This window comes from Paenibacillus sp. W2I17 (assembly GCF_030815985.1).
Classification (GTDB): Bacteria; Bacillota; Bacilli; order Paenibacillales; family Paenibacillaceae; genus Paenibacillus.
In genome coordinates this window covers 5,696,066-5,721,358 of the sequence record NZ_JAUSXM010000001.1, presented here as the reverse complement: position 1 = coordinate 5,721,358, position 25,293 = coordinate 5,696,066, and the positions used below count along the sequence as shown (strand labels likewise).

The 25,293-nt window shown below is 45.3% G+C and carries 29 protein-coding genes; 8 read left to right on the top strand and 21 right to left on the bottom strand.

The features are described 5' to 3' along the window. Positions 1-28: 28 nt before the first annotated feature. From QF041_RS25490 to yyaC, 3 genes are all read right to left on the bottom strand, one after another. Complete coding sequence (locus tag QF041_RS25490; RefSeq protein ID WP_307416121.1) at positions 29-733, bottom strand: DUF6483 family protein; 705 nt, start codon at positions 731-733, stop codon at positions 29-31. 271 nt (positions 734-1,004) lie between these two features. Then, the gene (locus QF041_RS25485; RefSeq protein ID WP_307416120.1) at positions 1,005-1,796 is read right to left on the bottom strand and encodes an alpha/beta fold hydrolase; all 792 of its coding nucleotides are present in this window, start codon (positions 1,794-1,796) and stop codon (positions 1,005-1,007) included. Positions 1,797-1,856: 60 nt separating this feature from the next. Next, the gene (gene yyaC / locus QF041_RS25480; RefSeq protein ID WP_307416119.1) at positions 1,857-2,414 is read right to left on the bottom strand and encodes a spore protease YyaC; all 558 of its coding nucleotides are present in this window, start codon (positions 2,412-2,414) and stop codon (positions 1,857-1,859) included. A gap of 159 nt (positions 2,415-2,573) precedes the next feature. On the opposite strand from yyaC, the gene QF041_RS25475 reads away from it, so the two are divergent. Beyond that, a complete protein-coding gene (locus tag QF041_RS25475) occupies positions 2,574-2,798 on the top strand; it encodes a DUF1128 domain-containing protein (protein ID WP_017692283.1) in 225 nt (74 codons plus the stop codon). 149 nt (positions 2,799-2,947) lie between these two features. On the opposite strand, the gene QF041_RS25470 is transcribed toward QF041_RS25475, so the two are convergent. From QF041_RS25470 to QF041_RS25460, 3 genes are all read right to left on the bottom strand, one after another. Continuing rightward, complete coding sequence (locus QF041_RS25470) at positions 2,948-3,673, bottom strand: pirin family protein (protein ID WP_307416118.1); 726 nt, start codon at positions 3,671-3,673, stop codon at positions 2,948-2,950. Positions 3,674-3,812: 139 nt separating this feature from the next. Next, complete coding sequence (locus QF041_RS25465; protein WP_307416116.1) at positions 3,813-4,394, bottom strand: asparaginase; 582 nt, start codon at positions 4,392-4,394, stop codon at positions 3,813-3,815. Next, positions 4,381-4,833 carry an asparaginase gene (locus tag QF041_RS25460; protein WP_307416114.1) on the bottom strand — a complete coding sequence of 151 codons (453 nt, stop codon included), beginning with the start codon at positions 4,831-4,833 and terminating at the stop codon, positions 4,381-4,383. Before QF041_RS25460 ends, QF041_RS25465 begins: the two co-directional genes overlap by 14 nt. Positions 4,834-5,010: 177 nt before the next feature. On the opposite strand from QF041_RS25460, the gene QF041_RS25455 reads away from it, so the two are divergent. From QF041_RS25455 to QF041_RS25440, 4 genes are all read left to right on the top strand, one after another. Continuing rightward, positions 5,011-5,712, top strand: coding sequence for a phosphatase PAP2 family protein (locus tag QF041_RS25455; protein ID WP_307416113.1), 702 nt, complete (start codon positions 5,011-5,013; stop codon positions 5,710-5,712). 134 nt (positions 5,713-5,846) lie between these two features. Next, entirely contained in the window at positions 5,847-6,104 is a 258-nt protein-coding gene (locus tag QF041_RS25450; protein ID WP_017692278.1) for a GlsB/YeaQ/YmgE family stress response membrane protein, read from the top strand. Between the two features lie 64 nt (positions 6,105-6,168). After that, positions 6,169-6,576 (top strand): YtxH domain-containing protein, encoded by a 408-nt coding sequence (locus QF041_RS25445; RefSeq protein WP_307416112.1) that lies wholly within the window; start codon positions 6,169-6,171, stop codon positions 6,574-6,576. An 85-nt stretch (positions 6,577-6,661) separates the two neighbouring features. After that, positions 6,662-7,027, top strand: coding sequence for a DUF5665 domain-containing protein (locus QF041_RS25440; RefSeq protein WP_307416111.1), 366 nt, complete (start codon positions 6,662-6,664; stop codon positions 7,025-7,027). A 17-nt stretch (positions 7,028-7,044) separates the two neighbouring features. On the opposite strand, the gene QF041_RS25435 is transcribed toward QF041_RS25440, so the two are convergent. The 11 genes from QF041_RS25435 to QF041_RS25385 form a co-directional block, all read right to left on the bottom strand. After that, a complete protein-coding gene (locus QF041_RS25435) occupies positions 7,045-8,073 on the bottom strand; it encodes a magnesium transporter CorA family protein (RefSeq protein ID WP_373461406.1) in 1,029 nt (342 codons plus the stop codon). Positions 8,074-8,203: 130 nt separating this feature from the next. After that, on the bottom strand, positions 8,204-8,977 hold the full coding sequence (locus tag QF041_RS25430) for a sigma-70 family RNA polymerase sigma factor (RefSeq protein ID WP_047841571.1): 774 nt from the start codon (positions 8,975-8,977) through the stop codon (positions 8,204-8,206). Next, entirely contained in the window at positions 8,974-9,426 is a 453-nt protein-coding gene (rsbW, locus tag QF041_RS25425; protein ID WP_036606993.1) for an anti-sigma B factor RsbW, read from the bottom strand. Before rsbW ends, QF041_RS25430 begins: the two co-directional genes overlap by 4 nt. An 18-nt stretch (positions 9,427-9,444) precedes the next feature. Beyond that, a complete protein-coding gene (locus tag QF041_RS25420; protein ID WP_036606989.1) occupies positions 9,445-9,783 on the bottom strand; it encodes an STAS domain-containing protein in 339 nt (112 codons plus the stop codon). A gap of 86 nt (positions 9,784-9,869) precedes the next feature. Next, positions 9,870-11,546: a response regulator gene (locus QF041_RS25415; protein ID WP_307416109.1), complete on the bottom strand. Its 1,677-nt coding sequence runs from the start codon at positions 11,544-11,546 to the stop codon at positions 9,870-9,872. Positions 11,547-11,562: 16 nt separating this feature from the next. Beyond that, entirely contained in the window at positions 11,563-12,435 is an 873-nt protein-coding gene (locus tag QF041_RS25410; protein ID WP_074096446.1) for a CheR family methyltransferase, read from the bottom strand. An 86-nt stretch (positions 12,436-12,521) separates the two neighbouring features. Then, the gene (locus QF041_RS25405) at positions 12,522-16,247 is read right to left on the bottom strand and encodes a response regulator (RefSeq protein ID WP_307416108.1); all 3,726 of its coding nucleotides are present in this window, start codon (positions 16,245-16,247) and stop codon (positions 12,522-12,524) included. Then, entirely contained in the window at positions 16,244-17,413 is a 1,170-nt protein-coding gene (locus QF041_RS25400; RefSeq protein ID WP_307416107.1) for a PP2C family protein-serine/threonine phosphatase, read from the bottom strand. Before QF041_RS25400 ends, QF041_RS25405 begins: the two co-directional genes overlap by 4 nt. 349 nt (positions 17,414-17,762) lie before the next feature. Further along, complete coding sequence (locus QF041_RS25395) at positions 17,763-18,107, bottom strand: YflT domain-containing protein (RefSeq protein WP_017692267.1); 345 nt, start codon at positions 18,105-18,107, stop codon at positions 17,763-17,765. 94 nt (positions 18,108-18,201) lie between these two features. Further along, a complete protein-coding gene (locus tag QF041_RS25390) occupies positions 18,202-18,735 on the bottom strand; it encodes a hypothetical protein (protein ID WP_307416106.1) in 534 nt (177 codons plus the stop codon). Between the two features lie 68 nt (positions 18,736-18,803). Next, positions 18,804-19,313, bottom strand: a complete 510-nt coding sequence (locus QF041_RS25385) for a DUF948 domain-containing protein (protein WP_076212664.1) — start codon at positions 19,311-19,313, stop codon at positions 18,804-18,806. Between the two features lie 219 nt (positions 19,314-19,532). Here QF041_RS25385 and QF041_RS25380 point away from each other — a divergent pair, with 219 nt between their 5' ends. Next, complete coding sequence (locus tag QF041_RS25380; RefSeq protein WP_017692264.1) at positions 19,533-19,697, top strand: DUF1328 domain-containing protein; 165 nt, start codon at positions 19,533-19,535, stop codon at positions 19,695-19,697. Positions 19,698-20,068: 371 nt separating this feature from the next. Next, positions 20,069-20,551, top strand: a complete 483-nt coding sequence (locus tag QF041_RS25375) for a hypothetical protein (protein ID WP_307416105.1) — start codon at positions 20,069-20,071, stop codon at positions 20,549-20,551. A 91-nt stretch (positions 20,552-20,642) separates the two neighbouring features. Here QF041_RS25375 and QF041_RS25370 read toward each other — a convergent pair whose 3' ends face one another. Continuing rightward, positions 20,643-21,536, bottom strand: coding sequence for a cation diffusion facilitator family transporter (locus QF041_RS25370; RefSeq protein ID WP_307416104.1), 894 nt, complete (start codon positions 21,534-21,536; stop codon positions 20,643-20,645). Positions 21,537-21,826: 290 nt separating this feature from the next. Here QF041_RS25370 and QF041_RS25365 point away from each other — a divergent pair, with 290 nt between their 5' ends. Next, positions 21,827-22,015 (top strand): hypothetical protein, encoded by a 189-nt coding sequence (locus QF041_RS25365; RefSeq protein WP_017692261.1) that lies wholly within the window; start codon positions 21,827-21,829, stop codon positions 22,013-22,015. Between the two features lie 114 nt (positions 22,016-22,129). Here QF041_RS25365 and QF041_RS25360 read toward each other — a convergent pair whose 3' ends face one another. From QF041_RS25360 to cydS, 3 genes are all read right to left on the bottom strand, one after another. Further along, entirely contained in the window at positions 22,130-23,755 is a 1,626-nt protein-coding gene (locus QF041_RS25360; protein WP_062836460.1) for an ABC-F family ATP-binding cassette domain-containing protein, read from the bottom strand. A 215-nt stretch (positions 23,756-23,970) separates the two neighbouring features. Further along, positions 23,971-25,017: an MBL fold metallo-hydrolase gene (locus QF041_RS25355; protein ID WP_307416102.1), complete on the bottom strand. Its 1,047-nt coding sequence runs from the start codon at positions 25,015-25,017 to the stop codon at positions 23,971-23,973. Between the two features lie 71 nt (positions 25,018-25,088). Beyond that, positions 25,089-25,286, bottom strand: coding sequence for a cytochrome bd oxidase small subunit CydS family protein (gene cydS, locus QF041_RS25350; protein ID WP_307416101.1), 198 nt, complete (start codon positions 25,284-25,286; stop codon positions 25,089-25,091). Between the last annotated feature and the right edge of the window lie 7 nt (positions 25,287-25,293).

The window sequence follows — 25,293 nt, the reverse complement described above, 5'->3', positions numbered from 1 at the left end:
TGTAACAAGCCTTGATCCAATCCATATTTTATGAGTTCATCTCTTGACGACTTAGTTCAGCTAGTCCCTCTTCAACTTCGTCCCGTGGCAGACCGCCCTGCTCCAGTTGTTCATCCGTGAGTTGGCTCAACCTTTCATAGAACGCCTGTACATCATCTCGGTAGCTCATCGGGAATTCATCACCAAGCTGGAGCAATCGATACCAACTGTTCTCTGCCTGGTCGTAACGTCCTTGTTGTTCACGATAGAGGGCAAGCTGTCTTTCAGTCCGGGCAGGAAGTTCATATTCTTTCGTAAGCCCCAACACACCCTCCACCCGTTCCGGTGCGTCCAACAACTTGGGATTAGCGCCATAATTCAATGCATACAGGTAAAAATGAAGTGATCTCATCAATCGAATGACAGCCTCATCCTCTGCGTCCATTCTCTCCTGATCATCTATGCCTTCCACTTTGGTCTTCTCTTGATAAATGTAAGCCTCTTCTTCAATCAGCCTCGCGGCCTGCTGCAGATTGTCTACCTCAATCATTCCGCGAAAACGGAACATTTCAATAACATCCTCCGCTGGCAATGAGTTCAGTAGAGATAAATTCAAACCAAACTGCCTGCGCATCAGCTCATCCAGTTCAGACAATGCCTCGGTGTGCTTACGCTGCTGTTTGAGCGTGAACACTTTGCCTATTGCTTCAGTCATTTCCTCCATCATGCGGAGCAGATAATCTTTTCTGAACATGCTGTATGCCCCCTCATCATTCGACCCTATACATCCAATCGTTCTCATATCGTTCCTTTATATTTATTTTAATTCATGCCATGACAAAAAGCCAAAAACAAGACACGCGTGTCTTTGCTCTGGCCATGAACACACTAAACCCCTGCCTATCCCAAAGGGACGTGGCAGGGGCTCGGTTGAAATGGAACTGGTTACTCCTCCTCCACAAAAGGTTGAATCATCCAGATACCAAACTATATTCTAATGAAATCAACATAAATCACTTCATCAATTACTTCGATAATCCAGCCATAAATTGTTTAATGACCTGAATTAATTCTTCAGGAGCTTCATACATGCTCATATGACCTGCACCCGTAATCACGGCTTGCACGATATGTGGCTTGTCACTTGTAAATGTACGTTCTGGCGGGATAACAGCATCCTTTTCTCCCGCAACCAGCAACACAGGTAAAGGTGTAGCCGATAACACATCGCGGCGATCCGGACGTTCTCGCATAGCAAGTGCAGCACCAACAGCACCTTGAGGAGCAGTCTGGTAACCAATTTCCTTCACACGTGTTACATGCTTAGATAGCGATTCTACATGTTCCGGTGCAAACAGTCCGGGAACCAGTCCATCTACAAAATTCACGATACCTTCGGTCTGAATGGTGGATACAGCACGAAGGCGTTTTTCCTTGGCTTCTTCACTGTCCGGATAGGCTGTCGAATGAATCAGGCCAAATGCATTCAAACGCTCCGGGTGACGTTGCGCAATCGAGAGCGCAATGTATCCCCCCATCGAGTGTCCCAAAAGGACCGCTTTTTCCACATTCAACTCATCCATCAACTGTAATACATCGTTGCCCATCTGTTCGATGGTATAACTTCCTACAGGTGCATCTGTTTTTCCGTGTCCACGCAGATCAGGTACGATACAGCGATAGCTGCGTGCCAGTTCAGGTACGACCTCATCCCAATACGATGAACTGCCACAGTATCCGTGGAGCAAAATGAGTGCTTCTCCCTTACCTTGTTCGGCATAACAAATCGTCGTTCCATCACACATCACTTTTTCCATATGAATCCCTCTCTCTGCGCGAATGATATAATTCAGGTTGTATATTATTAAGCCTACATATCATGAATGAAACGTTTGTCTCCATTTCCATGCTTCAATTGCGGCGTCTGCAATCGTTTGGGACATCCCCATGACGAAGTGAAGCGAGGTCATCTGCAAAATGGAATAGGGCCTTGGTCCATTCGCATTAACCACAGCTGCTACACTGTATTGTCCAACCGGGGGTAGCTTGCCTCCGACCGATTGGGCCGGAATGAGTGGGTTATTCGAGAGATAGTATGTACCTACCGCCTGCTTTGGACCCAGACATGCATCAATCGCTACGATGGCATGGTGTGCAGGAATAATTGCCAATTTCTTTTCCAGCGTATCTGCATCACAAGGGGAAGACAGCGTGCCAATTACGTTCTCCATTCCACTCTCTTGCAGTAAACTTCCTGTCAGTGGACCCAGAGCATCCCCGGTGGAACGATCCGTACCAATGCAGACAAACGTGATTTCAGCTGGAGAATGAAGTTGAACGATGTTTTTGAAAAATAAGACCAGATTCTCTGCAGGCACGCCTTTGCGGACTTCCCTTCCTTGATGGCGAACCATTTCTCGCTTATACGCTGCCAAGCTGAATTCCCTTCCAGTACACTCAGGTTTCCATGAAATCCTGTTGTTGTATCCATCATTGTAACCGATGCTTGGTTTCCTCGCAAAAGCATTAGCCTGAGCGCTTCCAATCATGATACAATAACAAGAGTTTCCGATACGGAAGGGATGAACTTAACGATGGATTTAACACAAGCAACAGCAGCCAATATGGAATATATGATTGAAGCGATCAAAACCAAACTTCGTATGGCAAGCGGTGCCGCCATGCAAGCTTCTTCATTCCCACTTGAGAAATATGAAGATCTGTTTGACCTGTATGAAATGATTTTGAGCAAGGAACATCTCAGTATCTCTGAAGTGGAAGCTGTCGCTTCGGAACTGGGTAATCTTCGTAAATCTTAGCAAAGTGTTGCTTTTGATCATTTGCGACTTCTATGAAGTCCTATTCAAAAGCAAGCCTAAAAAGGACCTGTTTCCACATCACCGTGGGAACAGGTCCTTTTTCACATATTTATATTTCCAGACTATCTTTTACAGAATACATCCCATCCTTAAGGCAGGTCAACCAAAACAAATTCGGCAGGTTCACTGTCTGTGCTCGTGATCTGCAGATCACAGCTTTTACGAATTCGTGCGGCATCCCCCGGCTTGAGGTTGAAGTTACCATCCGAACAATGAATCTCTACATGTCCACTGATCAGGAAAAGATGTGTCCGTCGATCTTCGTGTTGCGGGTACATCAACTTCTTCCCGGACTCCAAATGGGACAGGTAACAGGTTACTTCCTGGGAAATAGGCAATGCGCCTTCGCTTTCCTCGCCCCCTTGCCCGGATACAATCGGACATAGACGATTCAAATGCTCCTGCGGCTCTACTCTCCGATTCGTATAGGAAGGTTTCAGCATACGCTCCGATGGCAAAAACCACATCTGGAGGAAACGTACCGGTTCATCCGCTGACGGATTGGTCTCGGAGTGTTCCACTCCCGTACCCGCACTCATCACCTGGACCGTACCCGGTTCAAGCAATTGTTCTGTTCCCATACTATCCGTATGTTTGAGTGTACCCGAAATGACATAACTGACAAGTTCAAGATCATGATGTGGATGTTTCTTAAAGCCTTCTTGCGGCATCAGCGTGTTTTCATTATGAGCCAACAGACAGCCAAAATGGGCGTTGCTTGGATCATCATAATCCGCAAAGGAAAAGCTGAATTCACTGTGTATCCAACCTCGATCCGACGTGTGCCTTTCTTCCGATGTCACCACTTTAATCATGTTCATCCACCTCCAAGGGTTTAGAGCTGCCACATTACCGCGGCAGTCCATGCGTGTATATGAATTGTATAGATGAATACCAGTTGGTATGTCATCTTTACCCGGGGTCCGGCAACTCTAATCACGCCCCTTCTTAAGGTTATACGCTATCTTCAAGTGAGTGGAGAATGAACTCACTATCTGCATGACCTACAAGGGTACCCGCATCATTTCGGATGTCCGAAGGGAACACTTCAGCCAATCGTGCAATGGTTCTCTCATTGGAATAACCAATCTGTTTCAGTATGGATTGGGTAATGAAGGCCCACTCTTCCTCGGAACCATCAAGCACCTTGAAGGTGATTCCCAGTCTTTCTTTTTTCAGACCAAATCCGAATACCCCCTTGAATCCACCCTTCGCTACAATGTTATCGTCTTCCAGCAGCACTGAATCTACACGCTCCGTGCCACCTACCATCAACGGATGTTCATTCATAGCTGATGTTATGGTCTCTACAGCTGTTCTTGTGGAAGGATCAGCAATAAGATCCGGACAAGCGAGCTTCAAATAAGCATTCGACAATGCCGACAACGGCAAAGAAAATACCGGAAAGCCGCAGCCATCCGTCCCAAGCTCAATCTCTTTTTCCTCAATACCTGCCAGGTCGGCAAAGGTTTCAAGAATTTCACGTTGTACCGGATGATCCGGTTCAGCGTAACTGCCCAGATCAACCTGCTTCATCTGACTGTACCCCAGGATTCCCAGATGTTTTCCCGGAGCAGTTGTGCAAGATGCGCCGTTTCTCTCCTTGTCCACGTAACCATTGATTACGGCTTTCTTCATTAAGCGGATAGCTTGGTGCACAGATCAGGCATTCTTCTCCCAATCCGATCTTACCGGATAACTGCTCCAGCACCCGAATGTGTTCCGGTTCCGAGCGATGCGAAGAGGACATAATGGCGATCTCCTGTGCTGATAGGCCATAGTGACTGGCAATTCCTGCCCGAATACCTGGAATGGCTTGAAAAGGTTTCGCAGATGAGCGAGTGAACGCTCTGAAATGAGGGTCACCAGCCGAGTATACGATTCGGCCATACTCATCCGTAATACTTATGTGTCCGTAATGGGCGCATTCCATAACGCCTGCACGGTATTCTTTAATTAACAAGGCACTCTCCATGCGAGTTCTCTCCTTTGTGCTCCCGATTTCATCTCTGCTTTGCGTCACGACGCCGCATGGGATATCTTAAATAGTATAGTACAAAAGCGACGTTTTTACAGTTTTTTCGACAGGCATTTCGGGTATAGCTTTATCATCTATGTTCATCTACTACAATAACTGAAGGAGAAACTCATTATGCCGCGCAAAACGTATTCACCAGCCTCATTCAGTTCAAATTCAGGCACATTATTACGTCCACTCCTCAATTGGGGTTTGGCTGGTCTGGCCCTCAGCGCATCGGTCGTATTCATCCTGGCAGGTCTGGGTGCCTGGTTGGGTGCTGATGTTATTATTCGTCTGGATGATCAAATTCAGCAATTATTTTATCTGAATTCAGATTCACGTCTTCATCTATTCCCTTACACTGCATTCATAACCGCACTGGGTTCATTCAAAATCTCTGCTGTGGCTGCAGGAGGTTTTGCTCTTCTTTTCTTCATTCAACGCAGTCCAAGGTTTGTTATATATGGATATGCGCTCACCGGAAGTTTTGCCATGATGTGGATTCTGAACACGTTATTGAAGGAATTTTTCAGACGAAGCAGACCTGAACTGGATCATCTGCTGGTCGTTCACGGGTACAGCTTTCCCAGCGGACATGCCATGATCTCCATGGGCTTCTACGGCATGCTCTTTGTAATCTGGGCCATTGAACGACAGCGACATAACTCTTCCGGTGTGTGGCTTCCTGTTCTATGTGGTATCAGTTTTATTTTCTTGATTGGCCTCAGCCGAATCATGTTGGGCGTTCATTATCCTACGGATGTATTTACTGGATTTACTGCTGGATTGGCATGGATCTTCTGCATGGTTAAGGGCATTAAACAGCGCCGCTAAAGAATGAATTCCTCTGATTTCCAATTCATTCATCCTCATCTTTATTGTTTCACAGGGTTGCACGGGGTTTATATACGAAGTAAGCAAACGCGAACAGACAACATCCTACATCAAGTTTAAAGGAGGCGGTTGTTATGTGGGGCATCATTATCAGCATTGTGATGGCTGTCATCATCGGTTTGATCGGAGATGCACTTGCCGGTCACAACATGCCTGGAGGCATAATCGGTGCAATGATTGCCGGATTTGCCGGAGCCTGGCTGGGAGCACTTTTGCTTGGTAACTGGGGACCAGTTATCGGTAACTTTGCCATCATCCCTGCCATCATTGGTACAGCGCTCTTTGTTTTCTTGCTGGGGCTTGTGTCCAGACTGCTAAGACAGGCTGCCTGATTCGGGCAACAAGGTGTTCGTTGTTTCGTATTTGTTTCTTAAATTGAAGAAGGAGTGATTAGACATGAATAAAGCAGAAGAGCAATATCCTGTACAGACGGGTTCAACTTTCGCAAAAGGTATTTTCATCGGGGGTTTGCTGGGAGCTGCAGCAGCACTACTCTTTGCGCCTAAACCGGGACGTGAATTGCGTGGTGACCTTTCCGAGAAAGTGGGCATCGTTACTGACCGCACCAAAGAAGTGGCAACTGTTGTAAGTGACAAAGCCACTGAACTGGCTAAAACGGTCTCTTCCAAAACTTCCGATATTGCAAAAACGGTAAATCAAGGCCGCAATGACGTAATGGACTCTGTGAGAAAAGCGTCTGCTGATGTGGCTAACGAAGCATCCCGTGCATCTGATGAAGTGGCTGCCGCTTCCGTTGAAGCGAAGGAAGATGCACGTAAAGAAATTAACTCGACTAGCCTGTAAGGCGATACAGATCGAGTGACCAATAGCCAGCTGCACTCCAGCTGGCTATTTTTTTATCCAATGCGAGTTGAGGAGGACAATTAATATGAGTAAAGTTACAATTAACGGTAATACTCCAATTACGGGAGCAACACCGGCACAGCAGTATGATACAAGCGATCATCCTTTTGAATTGCGTCATGAGGTAAAGCGATTGAACACCCGTCTGGACCAGATCGCGGACAGTCTGGAGAGAGCACAGATCAAGGATATTATTGAGAATTATAGCAGTCCCAAAAAGCGGATTATTACCAATTTCACAGCGGGCATGGCACGAGGTCTCGGTCTGACTGTGGGTACCTTTGTTGTTCTCGGTTTGCTGGCATTCATTCTCAGCCAATTCGTGAATATGCCGATTGTGGGCCAATATATCGCTGACTTACTTGGTTATATTGAAGATTACAAAAACTAAGAGGACTAGCCAATAGGCTATCCCCTACGCTTTTCAGTGGCTCCTTTTTTCTCTGTCTCTTCAGCTGAAGGCTGGGAAGACTTCACTTTGAGCAGATCTCCTGTCCATCCTTTCATCATCAGCCATACATACATGCTGATCATACTTAAAATAATGACAACAAGGACCAGTACAACTCCCCATGATTTATCGATAAAGGGCAGGTTCTCAAAGTTCATCCCCCATATCGCGCCAGCTGCCGTGGCAGGTATGAACACAGCGGTAACTATGGTTAGCGTCTTCATAATCTCATTCCCACGAACCCCTGAGATGGCATTATCAATAGAGATTAAGGTGTCAATCTCTTTCTCATAATGATTGAACAGACGCTCCATACGTTCCACACGATATTGAAGCTGTAGAAAGAAACGATTGTCTTTCATCTCACTCAGGTAAGCTTCATGGGCAGCGGCCATGAGTTCCGAGTACGGGATAAACAGATTGCTCCAGTATAACAATTCAAATCGGGCAGCGAGAATCTGGTCCATCAAGGTACGTGCATTACGAGACTCCATCTTCCGTTCCAGATCACGCAGGTTCTTCTCAAAGTGATCCATACCCACATGATAGTAATGCAGTATTGCTCGAAAAAGTACGAACATGCCATCCCTTGCCACTGTACATTGTTGCAACATATTCGCACGTTCATCTGTCTTCATAATGCCTCTTGTATTGTCATCCATATTCAAGGTAACCAGGTTGGTGCGATCGACATAAAAGAACATCTGATTATCTTTTCTTTTGTCATCTCTCTCATTTTTAATCGCATACAACAAGGAGCCAAATATGACGGGCTCAGTACCATTCACGAAACGGACGGACAGATAATTCGATTCCACTTCCGGAATTTTATCGAGCCAATACTGCATATCGGGAAATGACTCTGTCAGCTCCTCCAAGGCATTTTTCATGTTATCCGTATCAGGTGCAACCCAATCCCACCACTGCCAATGGTCTGAGCAAGATAACTTGTCGCGACGAGCTTCCAGCTTGATTTGGTTCACAATCACAATATCCACTCCTGCACATATGTTTATTGCATACAACCTTTTTAATCCCAAAAAGGACACGTATGTATTCCAATGGAATTACGTGTCCTTCTCTATGCCGTACTCAACAACATTAGGGTTCCATTTTTCATAACATTGAAGCATTAGACATGATCTGTTTCAATTTCTCTGTAGCTCGCTTCTGAATCCGAGATACACTCATCTGTGAAACACCAAGCTTCTGGGCAATTGCCCGCTGAGATTGGCCATCCTGGAATGCTAGAATAAGTACCTGCTGCTCTTGTTCCTTCAATTGTCCCAATGCCTGTTGCAAGTCCATCCGTTTTTCGACCGAATCATAGTCATTAACATCTGCACTGATCAGTTCTCCCAATGTTGCTGCACTATCATCCTGAGATAAAGGAGAATCCAGTGATACATAGTGGTAACATTCCCGACCAGCCAGAACTTCAATCGTCTCTTCTGCAGTCAAATCAAGGTATTCAGCAATTTCGTTCACACCGGGTGAGCGCTCCAACTTGACGGTTAACTCATCAATGGCATGTTGCACAAGGGCTCCCTTTTCCTTAATCCTCCGGGGCACCTGAATATACCAGGATTTGTCACGCAAGTAGTTCTTCATATGACCGATCATACTCTTCATGGCATATGGTTCAAACGGAATACCTAGGTTGATATCATATTGCTTAAGCAAACGAATCAAGGCCATCTGCCCGGTCTGATACAAATCTTCGTATAGATCGGGGCGATTCCGAGCGATTTTACCTGCTGCCATCTTGACCATTGGTTCATATTTACGGATGAGAACTGTTGCAATTTCATTATCTTGGGTCTGCTGGTATTCCCAGATCAAACCTATAGCTTCAGACATGGACTCTGGGGGAGTCACTTTTTCATTCATACTTTCTCCTCACTTCTTGCAAGACGTTTTACGAGTACTACTTTCGTACCTTTGCCCGTCTCACTTTCCACACTGACATCGTCCATCAAGGCTTGCATCAGGTAGAACCCAAGTCCGCCAATCTGTGCTTCCGTCAGTTCTTTGTCGTGTAGACCGGCACGTGACACAGCAGGGTTCATGTTCTCGAAGCTGGCACCTTCGTCCTTGACAATAATGGACAATGTTTCGCCATCCACTTCGAATACAACTTCAACCATGCCGCCTTCGTGTGAGTAGGCATACAATACAGAGTTGTTACAGGCCTCGGATACAGCAACTTTCATATCCTCAATGTCTTCATAAGAAAATCCCATTTTGGATGCTACTCCATAGAGATTGAGTCTTACAATATCAACGTAATCAGCTGTCGCAGGTAAATTAAGGGTGACTCTTTGAACTTCTGCATTCATTCCTTTTTCGATCCTTTCCTATTGGGAATTCTTCTGTGTGACAAAGAATTTGGCGATGCCCGTCATGTCAAAAAGTTTCTGAATCTGCGCAGGAACTTCCTGTACTTCAAAGCGAGCTTCCATTCCATGTCTTGCCTTCAGAACAGATAACAGGATACCAATCCCTGTACTATCGATATACTTCAATTCTTTCATGTTGATCACAAGATCCTGTTCCTTGTTATCCACGAGCGGCTCCATCACCAAACGGAAGTCAGGAGCAACCGACAAATCCAGTTCGCCAGTTAGATACACCGTGCATACGCCGTCCTGTGTTTCAGTTCTTGCATTGAATTTTTCATTTTTATTTGTATTCATTAGACATCTCTCTCCTGATCAATGGTTTCCTTACCTAATAACCCAACTTCAGCACGAGTGAAACAGAAAGAAGTTTGGAAAATGTTTCAATTGGCCTGATTCATGGCTGAAGGGCCTGGGTCTAACATTTGTCGTTGTTTCTGAAACTGGGCTATTTTCTGTTTCACATTGCCCATTTTCACCGGTTTACTAATATAATCATCCATGCCGGCAGCAATACAGCGCTGCTGAATACCTTCCATCACGTTAGCAGTCATGGCTATAATGGTTGGCTGCTCAGACTGGGAAAGACTCTCTCGAATCCGCCGTGTACATTCCAAACCGTCCATCACAGGCATCTGCAGATCCATAAACACATAGTCATAGGGATAACGGCTGCCGTTTATCATATCGAGTGCGCTCTGCCCATCTTCAGCAATGTCTGAGAGCAACCCAAGCTTACCGAGCATAATCGCCATCAACTTCTGGTTAATAGGATGATCATCCACGATTAATACCGTAGGATATTTATTCTCATTTTTCACATCCGTTGGTTTCTCTTCCCCGTTCCTCTGGACCAGTTCAGTTTCTACATAACGTTTCGCCTGAATTGTAAATACAAACGTCGCTCCCCGTTGCTCTGTTGTATCCAGATAGATCTGTCCACCCATCATTTCAACCAGAGTCTTGCATATTGCCAGTCCTAAGCCAGTTCCACCGTATTTACGTGTCATGGATGTATCCAACTGGGAAAACGGCTGGAACAGGCGATCAACTTTGTCTGAAGCGATACCTATCCCGGTGTCTTTAACTGCAAACTCCAATGCCATTTCTCCATCCTTTTCTTCCTTAACTGACACGATCAGATACACTCCACCCTGGTCAGTAAATTTGATCGCATTGGCAATAAGATTCAAGAGAACCTGGCGGAGCCTTGCCATATCTCCATAGATTAATTCAGGGACAGAATTTTCCAGGAAATAATCCAGTTCCAAGTTCTTTTTGCCTGCTTCTGCAGCAAACAATCCCAACACTTCCCGAACACAGGAGACAATTTCAAAAGGATGCTCTTCAAGTTCCATTTTGCCTGATTCCATCTTGGTAAAATCAAGAATGTCGTTGATGACCGTGACAAGTGCATCCGCGCTGCGACGAACGATGTCTGCATATTCCTTCTGATCTTCCCTCAGTTCCGTCTCCATCAGCAGATCAACCATACCGATAACTCCGTTCATCGGTGTACGAATCTCATGACTCATCATCGCCAGGAACTCGGTCTTTGCATTGGCTGCAATTTCTGCTTCTTCTTTAGCCTGAATGAGTTGTTGGTTCATTTTCTCCAGTTCCTGTGTCTTCTGGTGAAGAAGCATGGTCTGTGTCTTCAAACGTTTATTGGTAATGAACATCTCCACAAAGCCCTCGATTTTGGATTTCAAAATCTGAGGAATAAATGGTTTAACCATGTAATCAATGGCCCCGGCTGAATATCCGGCAAACAAGTGCTCCGCTTCTCTGCTATTCGCAGAGATGAATATAATCGGCACATCCTTGGACTTGTCCCGTGCCTTAATTAACTTTGCTGTCTCAATTCCGTCCATTCCAGGCATCTGCACATCGAGAACGATAACCGCAAATTCGTCTTTTAGCAGACAGCGGAGTGCCTCTTCTCCGGAAGTTGCCTTAACGAGTTTATATTGTTCCGATTCCAGAACTGCTTCAAGAGCAAGCAAGTTCTCAGGGCGGTCATCTACCAATAATATGTGGATTGGTTCATTGAGCCCCATGGCTAACCCTAACCCCCTATTTGATCTTCCGGTATATTTTTTCGGTCCGGTCTAACGGCTCATAGGTATCACTGAACTCTGTAAAATGTATCGATTCTTTCGACCCCAGAACCAGAATACCAAAGTGACTCAAGCTCTCATGAAACAGCCCATGCACATGGTTCCGCAGTTCATCATTAAAATAAATCATGACATTACGGCAAAAGATAACATTAAACTCGTTAAATGACCGATCTGTTGCCAGGTTGTGCTCGGCGAAAATGATGTTCTTCCTTAGAAAAGGATGAAATATCACCGAATTGTATTTCGCTGTATAGTACTCGGAGAAGGCTCTGGTACCCCCTGCCTCCAAATAATTTGTAGTAAATAGTTTCATTTTCTCAATACCGTATACGCCTTCTTTGGCCTGTTGCAAAGAGCGATCATTCATATCCGTTGCGTAAATTCTTGCCTTGTCATACAGTCCTTCCTCATGCAACATGATGGCCATGGAATAAACTTCCTCTCCCGTAGAGCATCCCGCATGCCATATTCGGATATACGGGTAGGTTCTCAGGATAGGAATAATCTGTTCCCGAAACATTCGGAAAAGCGAAGGATCTCGAAACATTTCCGTTACAGGGATGGATAAGTTCTGTACAAAACGGTCAAACGCGGAACGGTCATGAAGAACACGCTCCTGCAAACCGGATATGCTCTTAACACCTTCAGCATGTGCATGATGCCAGATTCTTCGTTTCAGGGATGGCAGTGCATAGTTTCTAAAATCATATCCATATAAACGGTGCATGCCTTCCAACAGCAACTCAATCTCAATCAGCTCGCGCTCTTCATCTTGCGGCATACGGACCAAATCTGCCCCCGTCTCGGTAGGTTCCCACGGTGTCATAAGTTCTCTCCACTTCTTCATTTGTTACTTGCGTATTCGTCGTATTGTCTTTCATTACCCAAACAATGAACATACGAATAATGAATTTACGAATACAGCCATACGCGCATTAAGGATAACAATTGATCTGTCTGGATCGGTTTTTTCACATAATCAGATGCTCCAGCCTCAATACATTTGCCGCGATCCTCTTTCATGGCTTTGGCCGTAAGCGCAATAATCGGCAACTTTTCAAACTGCGGGATCTGTCTGATTCTTGTCATCGCTTCATAACCGTCCATCTCTGGCATCATCATATCCATCAGTACCAGATCAAATTCCGGATTTTTGTTCAAAATCTCCAAAGCCTCTCGGCCGTTCTCAGCAAACGTCACATCCATCCGATAGCCTTCAAGAACACTTGAAAGGGCAAATACGTTACGAATATCGTCATCTACAAGCAATATTTTCTTGCCTTCAAACAACGTTTCTTTGTTGTGTAGTTTCTGTAAGATGCGACGCTTGTCTTCCGGCAAATTGGCTTCTACCCGATGCAGGAACAAAGTAGTCTCATCCAGCAGACGTTCCGGTGACTTCACATCTTTGATAATGATGGATTCCGCATATTTGCGCAGCTTCATTTCTTCCTTGGAATCCAGTTCTTTGCCTGTATAAATTATAATCGGCAGATCGTTCAGATATTCATCATCGCGAATCTGGTCGAGCAACTCGAACCCGGTCATATCCGTTAACATCAGATCCAGTACCATGCAGTCATAACGCTGGCTGTGTAATTCATTCAACGCCTCGCTACCTGTCGATACAGCGGTGATTGCAACATCATCATGACCAATCAATTCAATAATGGCTTTACGCTGAATTTCATCATCTTCGACGATCAACAGTCGTTTCAATTGATTCTCGGTATATGATTTGATATGCGAGAATGCTTTATCCAGTGAATCCTTGCTCGAAGGTTTTTTCAGATACGCAATGGCGCCCATCATCAGACCTTGCTTCATATCATCAATAACTGAAATCACATGAACCGGAATGTGGCGTGTTGCCGAACTGCTCTTCAGCTCGCCCAGAATGGTCCAACCATCCATCACCGGCAATTGAATATCCAGGATAATGGCATCCGGCAGATATTGACGTGCCATTTCAAGTCCTTTATCACCTTGAAGGGCAACAAGTGCTTTGAATCCTCTTCCTCTCGCCATATCCATCAAAATATGTGCAAAGTTCACGTCATCCTCAATGATGAGAAGGATTTTGTCACCTTCCATAAGATTCTCCCGATCATCTTCGATCTGGGTGACATCTGGAGTATGGGTAGGAGACAGATCCGTACCCACGCTCCGTTCCAGATCAGGAGAGAGGATGGACTGATGACTTGAAAGCATGGTCCGTGCTTCGATGGACTTTTCATAAAGATCCTCTGAGGATACTGCCGCTTCTCTTGAAGCACCTTCCTCTGCCAAGGCTTCCTCTTCATGATTATCCGGCAGGTATAAGGTAAAGCAGCTACCCTCCCCTTCGGATGATTCCACCTGTATTGCGCCACCAAGCAAACGTGCCAATTCCCTGCTAATGGACAATCCCAGACCAGTTCCACCGTATTTCCGACTTGTGGTCCCGTCTACTTGCTGGAACGCTTCAAAGATCAGATCCGTCTTATCCGATGGAATACCAATGCCGGTGTCTTTTACACTGAATCCGAGATATTCCTGATTGGTGTTCATATAACCCGGCAGCTCTTCCGGTTTCATCCGTCGTCCAATCAGACTAACCGAACCTCGATTGGTGAACTTAAATGCGTTCGACAACAAATTCCGTAAAATCTGTTTGACGCGATGACTGTCGGTGTATACCCACTCCGGTAGATCGCTGTCGAAATCGATATTCAAGTTCAGTTCCTTTTTATTCGCCATCGGTCCAAAGTTCTGCTGAACAAAGCTGGTCAGCTCTTCCATTCGAACTGTCTCATAATTGATATCCATCTTACCTGCGTCCACCTTGGACAGATCCAGAATCTCATCGATCATCTTCAGCAGATCCGCGCCCGACATGTAGATGGTTTGCGCATATTCCTGCTGTTTGTCAGTCAGATTTCCACCCTTGTTCTCCGACAATAACTGGGACAAAATGAGCAGACTGTTCAATGGTGTACGGAGTTCATGTGACATATTCGCTAAAAATTCGGACTTGTACTTGCTTGTCATCGACAGCTGTGTAGCTTGCTGTTCCAACTGTGTCTTCGTTTTCTCAATCTCGTCATTTTTCTCTTCAACTTCACGCACCTGCTCTTCAAGCGCCCGCGTCTTGGCAATGAGTTCCGTATTGAAATGTTCCAGTTCTTCCTGCTGACGCTGCAGCAATTCCTCGGAACGTTTAAGCGCCTCTGTCTGCTCCTCCAGATTCTCATTGGAACGACGAAGTTCTTCTTGCTGTGTCTGCAATTCTTCCGATTGAACCTGCAGTTCCTCAGTCAGTGCCTGGGATTCACGCAGCAGCTCCTCCACACGCAAACGACGTCGAACGTTGTTCAAAATCACGCCCAGGTTCATAATCAGTTGTGTGAACAACTGCTTGTGAAGTTCATTGAAACCTCCAAAGGAAGCCACTTCAACTACACCAATCAGTTCATCTTCAAACACGACAGGATAGATCATGATACCCGCAGCACGTGTTGAGCCTGATGCTGAACCAATATGCACGTAATCTTCAGGCGTATTTTCCAGAATAATCGGTGTCATATCCAGCGCGGCTTGACCAATCAGGCCTTCACCGATGCGATACATTTCTTTACCAACATCCTCGTTTTCTTCAAATGCATATGCACCGTAACGTCTCAGTTCGTCGGGATGTTTCTCCTCATCGATCAGATAGACGACACCCAACTGAGCGCCAAGCACAGGTGTGAACTCACTGATAAACATCTGTGAAATTTGGCGAATGGAGCCAATCCCCCGAAGCAGCTCCGGGACTCTTGCGATGTTCGAACTCATCCAGTTTTGATCCTGCTGAGCCTGCGCATAAGCCCTCTCGATCTCCAGTTTTTCTTCCAGATCACTGGATACATCTTTGAACACACTGGCAATCTGACCAATCTCATCGGTGGATTTGACCTGTATGCGCCGAATGGTTCGGTAACGCCCTTTACCAAAGCTGGTCATCATCATAGATACAGTGTTCAGACCCCGTGTAATACTCGGCAGCACCCACATAATGACACCCAATGCAAGCAACAACCCCGCAATCATGATACTTATCGTGATCTGCACTGCTCTCGTATACGCTGCATTAGCGTTTTTGATCTCGGCATCAATCTCTTGGTCCTGATAACGTGAAAGAGCATTCAAACTATCCACAGCTTCTTTTTGCACCGCGAGTCCTGTTGAATTGCGGTAGTTATTCGCATCTTCTATCCTTCTTTGGGACATCAGGTTGATCTGTCTCGTTGCATAGGAAGTATAAGCGGTCCACGCAGTATTCACACGATCCACCAGTTGATGTTCAGGTGCACTGTCTGCTCGGTTTCTTACTTCTACGAGGTAACCATCCCCCCGATCCTTCATATCCTTCAGGTCACCTTCAGCAGCACTAATTGAATTGTTCGGATTCAATAACAAGTTAGCCAGCACTTTGGCAATATCATTGACCTCTCCACGTACAGAAGATGTGAACCTTACTTTGAGATAACGTTCCTGATACATCTGATCAATCTGTTTATTACTGCTGTTTAACCGTTCATAACTCACAAACGTGAGCACGATCAAAATAGCCATCAGAGCGGTAAAACCAATCAGCAGTTTATTCCTGATCTTCATTCATCCCCCGCCCCTTTATCCAAAGTAATCCAGACCAGACATTTATCATCATCCCGCTCCTGGGGAATTTCGTCGTCAAAAAACATGGCCTGCATGGCAGCTTCATTCCACTGATGTGACCCGGTCAGTTTTTCAATCAGGAATTCATGTTGTTGTTCCTGCCCACCCTGAACAGCTTCCAATAATCCATCCGTATAGAGTGCAATATGCCCGTCGCCCTCGTAATGGATCGTTTGTGGTTCAATATCCATTTTGTCAAATAAACCAACAGGACAGCAGACACTGTCAAATGTGGTGACACTGCCGTCGTTTCGGAAAAATAAAGCAGGTGGATGCCCTGCATTAACATAATCAATGCGCTTCATACGTGTATCAACGACCAGATAAATTGCCGTGAAATAATACTGCACCAATTGTTTCTCCAGATGGAGCTGGTTAAAACGACGGTTCAACTCCTGAATGACCTTCTCTGGATCCACATAAGTGGTAACCGTATCTTTCAACACAGAAGCGATAAACATGGTAAACAGGGATGAAGATATCCCGTGTCCCATCATGTCGAGCAGCAGTACTCCGTAACGGCCTTCCCCAAGGGGGTACCAAGAATACAGATCACCCGCAAGCTCAAAGGATGGTTTATAGATGGCATGCACTTGGAACAGCGGGTCCCTAATTGCCGGACTTAAAACAGCATTTTGGACCATCGCTGCCAACTTGAGCTCATCCTGAATACGTTGATCACGCTCTTTATGCCAATCCTTCTCCTGTTTCAAACGAAGTGCGAGTCGAATTCTGGCCATCAGTTCGACTTTATTAATCGGTTTGGTCACATAATCGGATGCACCTGCATCCAATGCTTCGGCAAGTTTCTTGGAGTCTCCGATGGCAGTCACCATAATAATCGGTATATCCTTCAGATTCTCAAATTTCTGCACAATACTGCAGGCTTCGATGCCGTCCATCTCGGGCATCATCATATCTAGCAAAATCAGGTCAATATCCGACGGTCTTGGACGAAGTTCGTTGCTTTCCTCCCCAATTCCCAACACTTCAAACATTTCCATGGCGGAACTCGCCGTAACAATGTCACGATAGTTTTCTTTTTTCAGAATTTCTCGAATGATAATGACATTCGTCGGATTGTCGTCAACAATAAGTATTCTCATTGATATCTCCTTATCTGTGGCGTCCGGGTTTGTCGATTCTTATTAGGTTAAAACGAACGTTGATTATACAAATTTTGCATACAAAACGGCAGTAGACATAATAATTCCTAGTATAACTATAATCGTAAAAACAAAAAACTTCTATCAGTAAATGGCACCATCGCTGGAGATTCTCCCCGCAACCTACCCTGTTTTTGCAGCGTCCTGATCCCGCTTCCAAACTTGCAAAAACATAGATAAGGAATGGGGAAAGCCCCATTCCTTATCTATGTTTTTGATTAAGCATTTTACATAAATGATTCAGAAGCTTGTCCATGTTCAGCAAACTTCAACTTGCAAGTATATCGGGTTAATCTTTCTTTTTAGCAATAACAAGTACTTTACCTTTGTCGAGTTCACTCTCGTAGAAGTCCGCTTCGGCTTCGGTAAAGCCCATCGAAACAATTTTGGCCCGGAGTTCATCACCACGTGAGCGGAACAGATTCGCCAAGGAATCAAATACGCCTTCTTCCTTTATGCCAATTTCTTTGGCATCTGCTGTATCGGCAATTCGATCTGTACGATCCTTCTCATGGGCGAGAACAAAGATTTGATCAGCAAGGTATCCGGTAATCTGCAATTCTTTCACCGCTTCTACCGCCTGGACTCCGTTTTCTACCACTTTTGCATAAGCTTGCTCATTGGTTGAATTCATCGTTTCCACTCTCCTCTGATTTAATCTTCTGTATCGAGCTACTTAGTATATAACCATACTATATGGGGTTGAAACGATTCGGTAATAACCAATCCTAGGAAACTGTATCATCAAAAAGATCAATGCCTTCAATCTGCTGAGATCCTGACTTCATATATACCTTCAGAGCCTGGTCTCCACGGAGAAACACTTCTCCGTCCTCTGCCACATAATAAGGTTTCCCGAGAGCATGATGGATCGCTTCAATATTCGTCTCAATTCTCTTTCCGTTTAACATGATATGATTCTCAGATGCATCGATATGCACATATTGAATGACATCCGTATCTTCACACAAGCCAACCTTCACATCATGAAAGTGATATTCAGGACACCCCAGATAAGGATCTTCCTGCTTATGCCCCGGCTGGCCCTTCTTGGCCAACAGATCATCCATGGTGTCATCCAGAGAAATGCCATTCAGAGTCCGAAAATGCTGGAAAGTCTCGGTTCGATCAACAGCCAGAGTTACCTCTGGCGCCTTCTCTTCCATTGCCGTCCATTGCATATCGTGAGCAGCGGGTACCGCTGCCGGTTGAACGGAAAAGGGAGAAATTACGCTAAACATCACAAGCAGTAGTTTCATCATGATTCTCACCCTTTCATCAGGTTCATCACCGCTCTGAAGGCTTCTTCATGGGTTACAAAGCGGTCATGTTACTTGCGCATCCGTTGCCATACATTCGCTGCAAGATCAATATACTTCATCCAGTTTTTCCCGCCCTTAGCTTCACCATTATATGTAGCTTCATAGGATTGCAGGGTACGATCCGTTGATGTAGCAGGCGGTGCAGTTACATGAACTGATTCAGCATGCTTGGTCTGTTCAGCGTTGTTACGTTTGGTCTGAAATTTCGCCATCAGCGTTGTGGAGACTTGTTTGGCTGCTGCCGTCACTTCATTCAACACTTCACCCAGATTCTCAACAGATTCCATCACAGGATCAATTTTTTTCATTTTGTGCTGTACATCCACCGTAATATCATTGGCATGTCTTACCGTCTGCTTCACTTCATAACTAAGTTCATCAATGGTTTTCTGTACCTCCTGCAATGTCTGTGAGACATTGTCCAAAGAACCCTGAGCGGATTTCAAGGTACGAATTAAAAAGAATACCAGTACTGCAAATGCCACTGCAATCAGGGCCACGCTAATTTGATAGATCATAGAAGAACCTCTCTTTCCATATGTGCATCAGTTTGTTATTGCTATAGTTACCCGGCGATTTCCCGGACGAAACAATAATATATATCCCTTCATATATGCCCTCGCTTGGAAAAAAAACCAATGTTTCAAGCGGTTAGCACTCGGTTAAAGTTAGACTACACAAGGCGGTGAGGTGAACACAACTCACTGCACAATCAAGTAACGAAAGGATGAATACTTATGTTGAAATGGTCTGTATTATTTCTAATTATTGCACTGGTAGCAGGTATTTTTGGATTCTTCGGTATTGTTGAAGCAGCTGCTTCAATCGCGAAAGTACTCTTCTTCATCTTTGTTGTACTGTTCGTAATCTCCCTGATTACGGGACGCAGCCGAATGCGATAACCTCAGGCTCTGATATGACTGAATGTTTACTAACGAATACATACAAAAGCCGATCGTGCTACTAAGCCGATTGGCTTTTGTGCGTTCAGGCATAGGTCAACTTTTCTATATTATGTATTGCACTCCCTTCTGCTTTATTCCAATCCGCTCTCGTATGAATCCCAAAAAACAGGACCTTTTTGAGATAGCCAACCCGGTTTTATCCCACTGAAGTATGATATTTACAGGCTTTGCTATATACCCACATATGAGCCTGTTGACACTGGAGGATTCAAGAAAATATTGTTATAATTTGTGATTCATAAGGGTGCTTGCTTGGTTACTTGTAATCAGGACAACATTTTACATACCTACCGAGGAGGAAAAACAAAATGAAAAAAATCGTAAGTTTTGCTGCTGCTTTAACGTTGATGGGTTCGATGGCTGCCGCTGCGGGTGCTGAGGAAGCGGTTACTGGAACGGTGACTCCGGAAAAAGGAACAGAAGCTACAACAACGACAACAACTCCGGCTGTTGAAGTGAACAAACCTGCTGTAGAAACAGTAGAAGGTACTACTGAGACAGTAACCGGTGCTACCTACAGCACTAATGGTAATAACCCTTCTCCTACAACAGATAAGTTATTTGACGAACCAGTTGTAAAACCAGGCGATGTAGTACTGGCACCAACGATGTTGCTGAACCTTCTGGAGCGCACTTGGTTCTATGATGCACCTAACGGTAAACCAATCGGTGCACTGGGTTCCCAGATCATCGATACAACAGGTGAAGTTGTTGATGGATTCGATGGCGGCGAGTGGGTACAAGTATACACTTGGAAAGGCAAAGCTTGGGTTCACGTTGCCATTAAGTAACATCGTATAATCGTTCTAATGATAAGTAAAGAGGACAGCACGCACAATCGCGGCTGTCCTCTTTTGATTTTCCAAGATGTTCACTCCCTGTTCAAGGGTTCCTTGTGACTTCTTCCGTTTCCGTCTTTGGTTCCACATGTACATGTACATGCATGATGTTATGCGATCGCTTCAACCGCTCTTCAACACGGTCACAGATCTGATGGCCTTCAATCAAGCTTAGGCCTCCGTCCACTTCAATGACTACATCCACAAGTACATGACTGCCATGCACACGTGCCTTTACATCCTTGATCATCTCAACACCGGGAACGCGTGCTACTGAGGATCTGAGATCCGTCAGTTCCTTCTGGTCAAATCCATCGGTAAGACGATGTGTAGAATCCCGAAAAATCTCCCAAGCCGTTTTGCAGATCAACAGACCTACAGCAATGGCAGCTACTTTATCCAACCATGGAAGTCCGAACTGCGCACCTATAATTCCAACTGCAGCGCCTATGCTGACCCAGGCATCCGAACGATTATCTTTCGCCGCAGCCATCAGAGCCTGACTATTAATTTGTTTAGCCAGACGGTGATTGTAACGATATACACCTAACATCACCACAGCACAGACTACAGCCACCGCTGCCGCCCACAGATTTGGAGCAACAAAGGCTCCTTCATACCAGGAGCGAACGGCTTCAACCAATACTTGCAGCCCAACCATAGCCATAATAAATGAAGCCACCAAGGCAGCAACAGTCTCCGCTCTAAAATGACCATAGGCATGATCCGAATCAGGTGGTTTCTGGGAGATTCGAAGCCCGATCAATACAGCAACGGATGCCACAATATCCGTAAGGTTATTAAAACCATCGGCCAGCAAGGCGCTGGAAGCAAATAAATATCCACAGATCAGCTTAAAGGCGGACAAAACGAGATAGGCTACGATACTAACCCAAGCCCCTCGCTCCCCTTTTCGAATTTCTTCATAAGCGTTCAAACCGGGCGACACTCCTTTAACGTTTCGTATTACGGTTTTTCCATGTTAACAAATGCGGAGCGTGTGGGTCTACAGAAACAGTGTTGCCAGGCTGCATTGCTGTAGGCAAGCCGAAACAAAGTTGCCAGACGGCAGGGCTGTAGTTAATGAGAAAAAATGTTGGCCTGGGTAAAACCAAAGGTTTTGAGCATTTTATCAGGTTGCCCTTGTAGGGCTTTTGTAAAACGTATAAAATAGGTACATCCCGTCCAATCTGGACGGCTCACTGTAAGACCGGGAGGGAAATAACGATGAGCGAAAATAACGAACCGAAAAAGGTCAGTTTGCAGGATGCTATACGCCAAAAGCTGGCGCAGAAGAAAGAACAAGCAAATTCCGGTAATCAATCCAGCGCCTACTTTGAAGGCGGACCTAAAGCGATGAAGAGTCAAAACAACAAAAAGCCTAACAATCAACGTCGCCGTACTGGTGGATCTTAGGTCTTAAAGCCGCAGAGAAACCCATTGAATTACAAAAAGAACCGCAAGATCTCTTCACAGAGGCTTGCGGTTCTTTGGTGTTCCTATAATAATGTGCCGTAGATGATGCTTAGTTTAAGCTTCTACCGGATACATTTTATTGCGCAGTTCTTTGATTTCATCACTTTCCAGATATTCGTCATAGCTCATTTGGCGATCGATGATGCCATTCGGCGTAATTTCGATAATCCGGTTAGCAATGGTTTGAATGAATTGATGGTCATGGGAAGTGAACAGCATGGTGCCGTCAAAATCAATCATACCATTGTTCAGCGCTGTAATGGATTCGAGATCCAAGTGGTTCGTAGGCTCATCCAGAATCAATGCGTTAGCACCAGTCTGCATCATTTTCGCCAGCATACAGCGAACTTTCTCGCCCCCGGAGAGTACACTTGCCTTTTTCAAGGATTCCTCACCTGAGAAGAGCATACGTCCCAAGAATCCACGCAGATACGTTTCATCCTGATCTTTGGAATATTGACGGAGCCAATCCACAAGAGTCATGTCTACACCGTCAAAATATTTGGAGTTGTCTTTCGGGAAATAAGCTTGAGTTGTAGTTACACCCCAAGTATATTCGCCGCTATCCAATTCCGTTTCACCCATAAGAATATCAAACAAGAGTGACTTGGCATTTCCGTTCGGGCCAACAAATGCAATTTTATCCCCTTTGTTCACGACAAAGCTGATATCATTCAGCATGTTTACACCATCAATAGATTTGCTGATACGATCTACGGTCAACAATTGTTTACCGGCTTCACGCTCAGGTTTGAAGTTGATAAACGGATATTTACGGTTCGATGGACGAAGGTCATCCAGCGTGATTTTGTCGAGTTGTTTCTTCCGGGAAGTTGCCTGTTTCGATTTCGAGGCGTTCGCAGAGAAACGTTGAATAAAGGCTTGAAGCTCTTTAATCTTCTCTTCTTTTTTCTTGTTGGCATCACGTTGCAACGCAAGTGCCAATTGGCTGGATTCATACCAGAAGTCATAGTTACCTACGTACAACTGGATTTTACCAAAGTCGATATCCGCAATGTGCGTACATACTTTGTTCAGGAAGTGACGGTCATGGGATACCACAATAACAGTACCTTCATAGTCCATCAAGAAGTTCTCAAGCCATTGAATGGATTCGAGATCCAAGTGGTTGGTAGGCTCATCGAGCAACAGGTTGTTTGGACGACCAAACAATGCTTGTGCAAGCAGGACACGAACTTTTTCGTTACCACTTAGTTCATTCATTTTCTTATCGTGCATGTCACGGTCAATACCCAGACCGATCAGGAGTGCCGCTGCATCCGGCTCAGCATCCCAGCCATTCAACTCGGCAAATTCACCTTCAAGTTCCCCTGCACGCAGGCCGTCTTCTTCAGTGAAGTCCGCTTTGGCATACAGCGTATCTTTTTCTTTCATAATGGCATAGAGACGACTATGACCCATAATTACCGTTTCAAGAACCGGATACTCATCATATTCAAAGTGGTTTTGCTTCAAAACGGCCATACGTTCGCCCGGGGTGATGTGCACCTCTCCCGAGTTTGATTCAATTTCACCGGACAAAATTTTCAAGAATGTTGATTTACCGGCTCCATTGGCGCCGATGAGGCCGTAACAGTTTCCTGGTGTGAATTTGATATTTACATCTTCAAAAAGTGCACGTTTTCCGTAGCGGAGCGTGATGCCGCTTGTACTGATCATTAAGCATACCATCCTTTATTGGTTAATCTGCATACTGCATGAATAGCAAGTTGCGTAAATCATGGATTCAATATCCCGATGCCTATTCTGGCACCATATTATAACACAAAAAAGCGGCAAATTCGAAAATTGGCCGCTTTTTACTTATTAAAGATTTGGTAAATGTACTGTTCATGCAGGCATACCCCTACATTAACATATTTGGCTCGCTTTTGTTAGCCCCGTTTACCTTCCTCGTGGTGAATGCGGAGTGTTTCGCCATGACCAAGCACCCGAATCCGCTCTTTACCAATGCCTAGGCGTTCACGTTCGACTTCCAGTCGATCCAGCGCTTCCTTGGGCGTATCATCCGCCAGCTTGAATGTGCCGTAATGCATTGGAACCATGAGCTGTGAACCGGATTCAACGAACCCCTGCAGCGCTTCTTCGGGTGTCACATGCTGAGAAGTCATGAACCATTCCGGATCGTAGGCACCGATGGGCATCAGGGTAACCCCAATGTCAAAGCGTTCTCCAATCGTTTTGAAACCCTGGAAGTAACCTGTGTCACCCACAAAATACAACACAGGCGGGCCGCCTGATGTTTTGGATGTTTCGTTCTTCCCTGATTCCGTGGATGATTCATCCTGATTGCTCGTTGTTGCAGCACTTTCCGCTGCTGAAGTCGTTGCCGGATGATTCGATTCCAATACATAACCGCCCCAATGGGACGTATTGGTATCAAACAACGTTCGGCGCGTCCAGTGCTGTGCAGGGACAAAAGTTATTTTGACTCCGCCAAGTGTCATATGATCCCACCATTTCATCTCCTGGCATCGATGAAATCCTTTGCGAATCATCTTGCGCTTCAGACCATCGGGTACGATGAGCAATGTCTTAGCTGTAATCAGCTTACGCAAGGAAGCCAGATGCAGATGATCATAGTGGGAATGGGATATCAGAATCACATCCAAAGGTGGAATATCCTGAATCGGAATGCCGGGGGCACCGAGCCTTCGTTGAAATCCCATTTTTTCGGCCCACACCGGGTCAGTCACGATGTTCAATCCATAATATTGAATGAAAAACGTGGAGTGACCAATCCAGGTAATACTTGTGTCATCCCGGTTGGCATGCAGATAATCCAGTTCAGGCGGGTGTTTGGGCACGGTGTAGGAGTAGTCCTTCACTTTGCTCCGCCGTTGCTCCCTCCATTGTTTGAATTCCTTCAGCGTTTTGTCCGTACTTACATTATCGATATTGTTATAACGGATTTTCGGCATGAAAGGGCCCTCCTCCCTTCCTCATTTCTTAACAAGAGATTACCCCAAACGGGAATGGACGTACCAGTCAATCAATCCTTTGGGTTCTTATATACGGCCAGATATACAAACAGAAAGACAATAGCAGCCGCAATGATCAGTGGAGGGGCGTACATAATGGTGAATGTCTCAAAAAAGCTCAATCCGGTTATACCGGGTATCCCCGTGACTCCCTCAGTAGATAGTGGATCCAGCAAGGGAGTCATGAGTAAGAACATGTTTGGGTGCATGAACAGA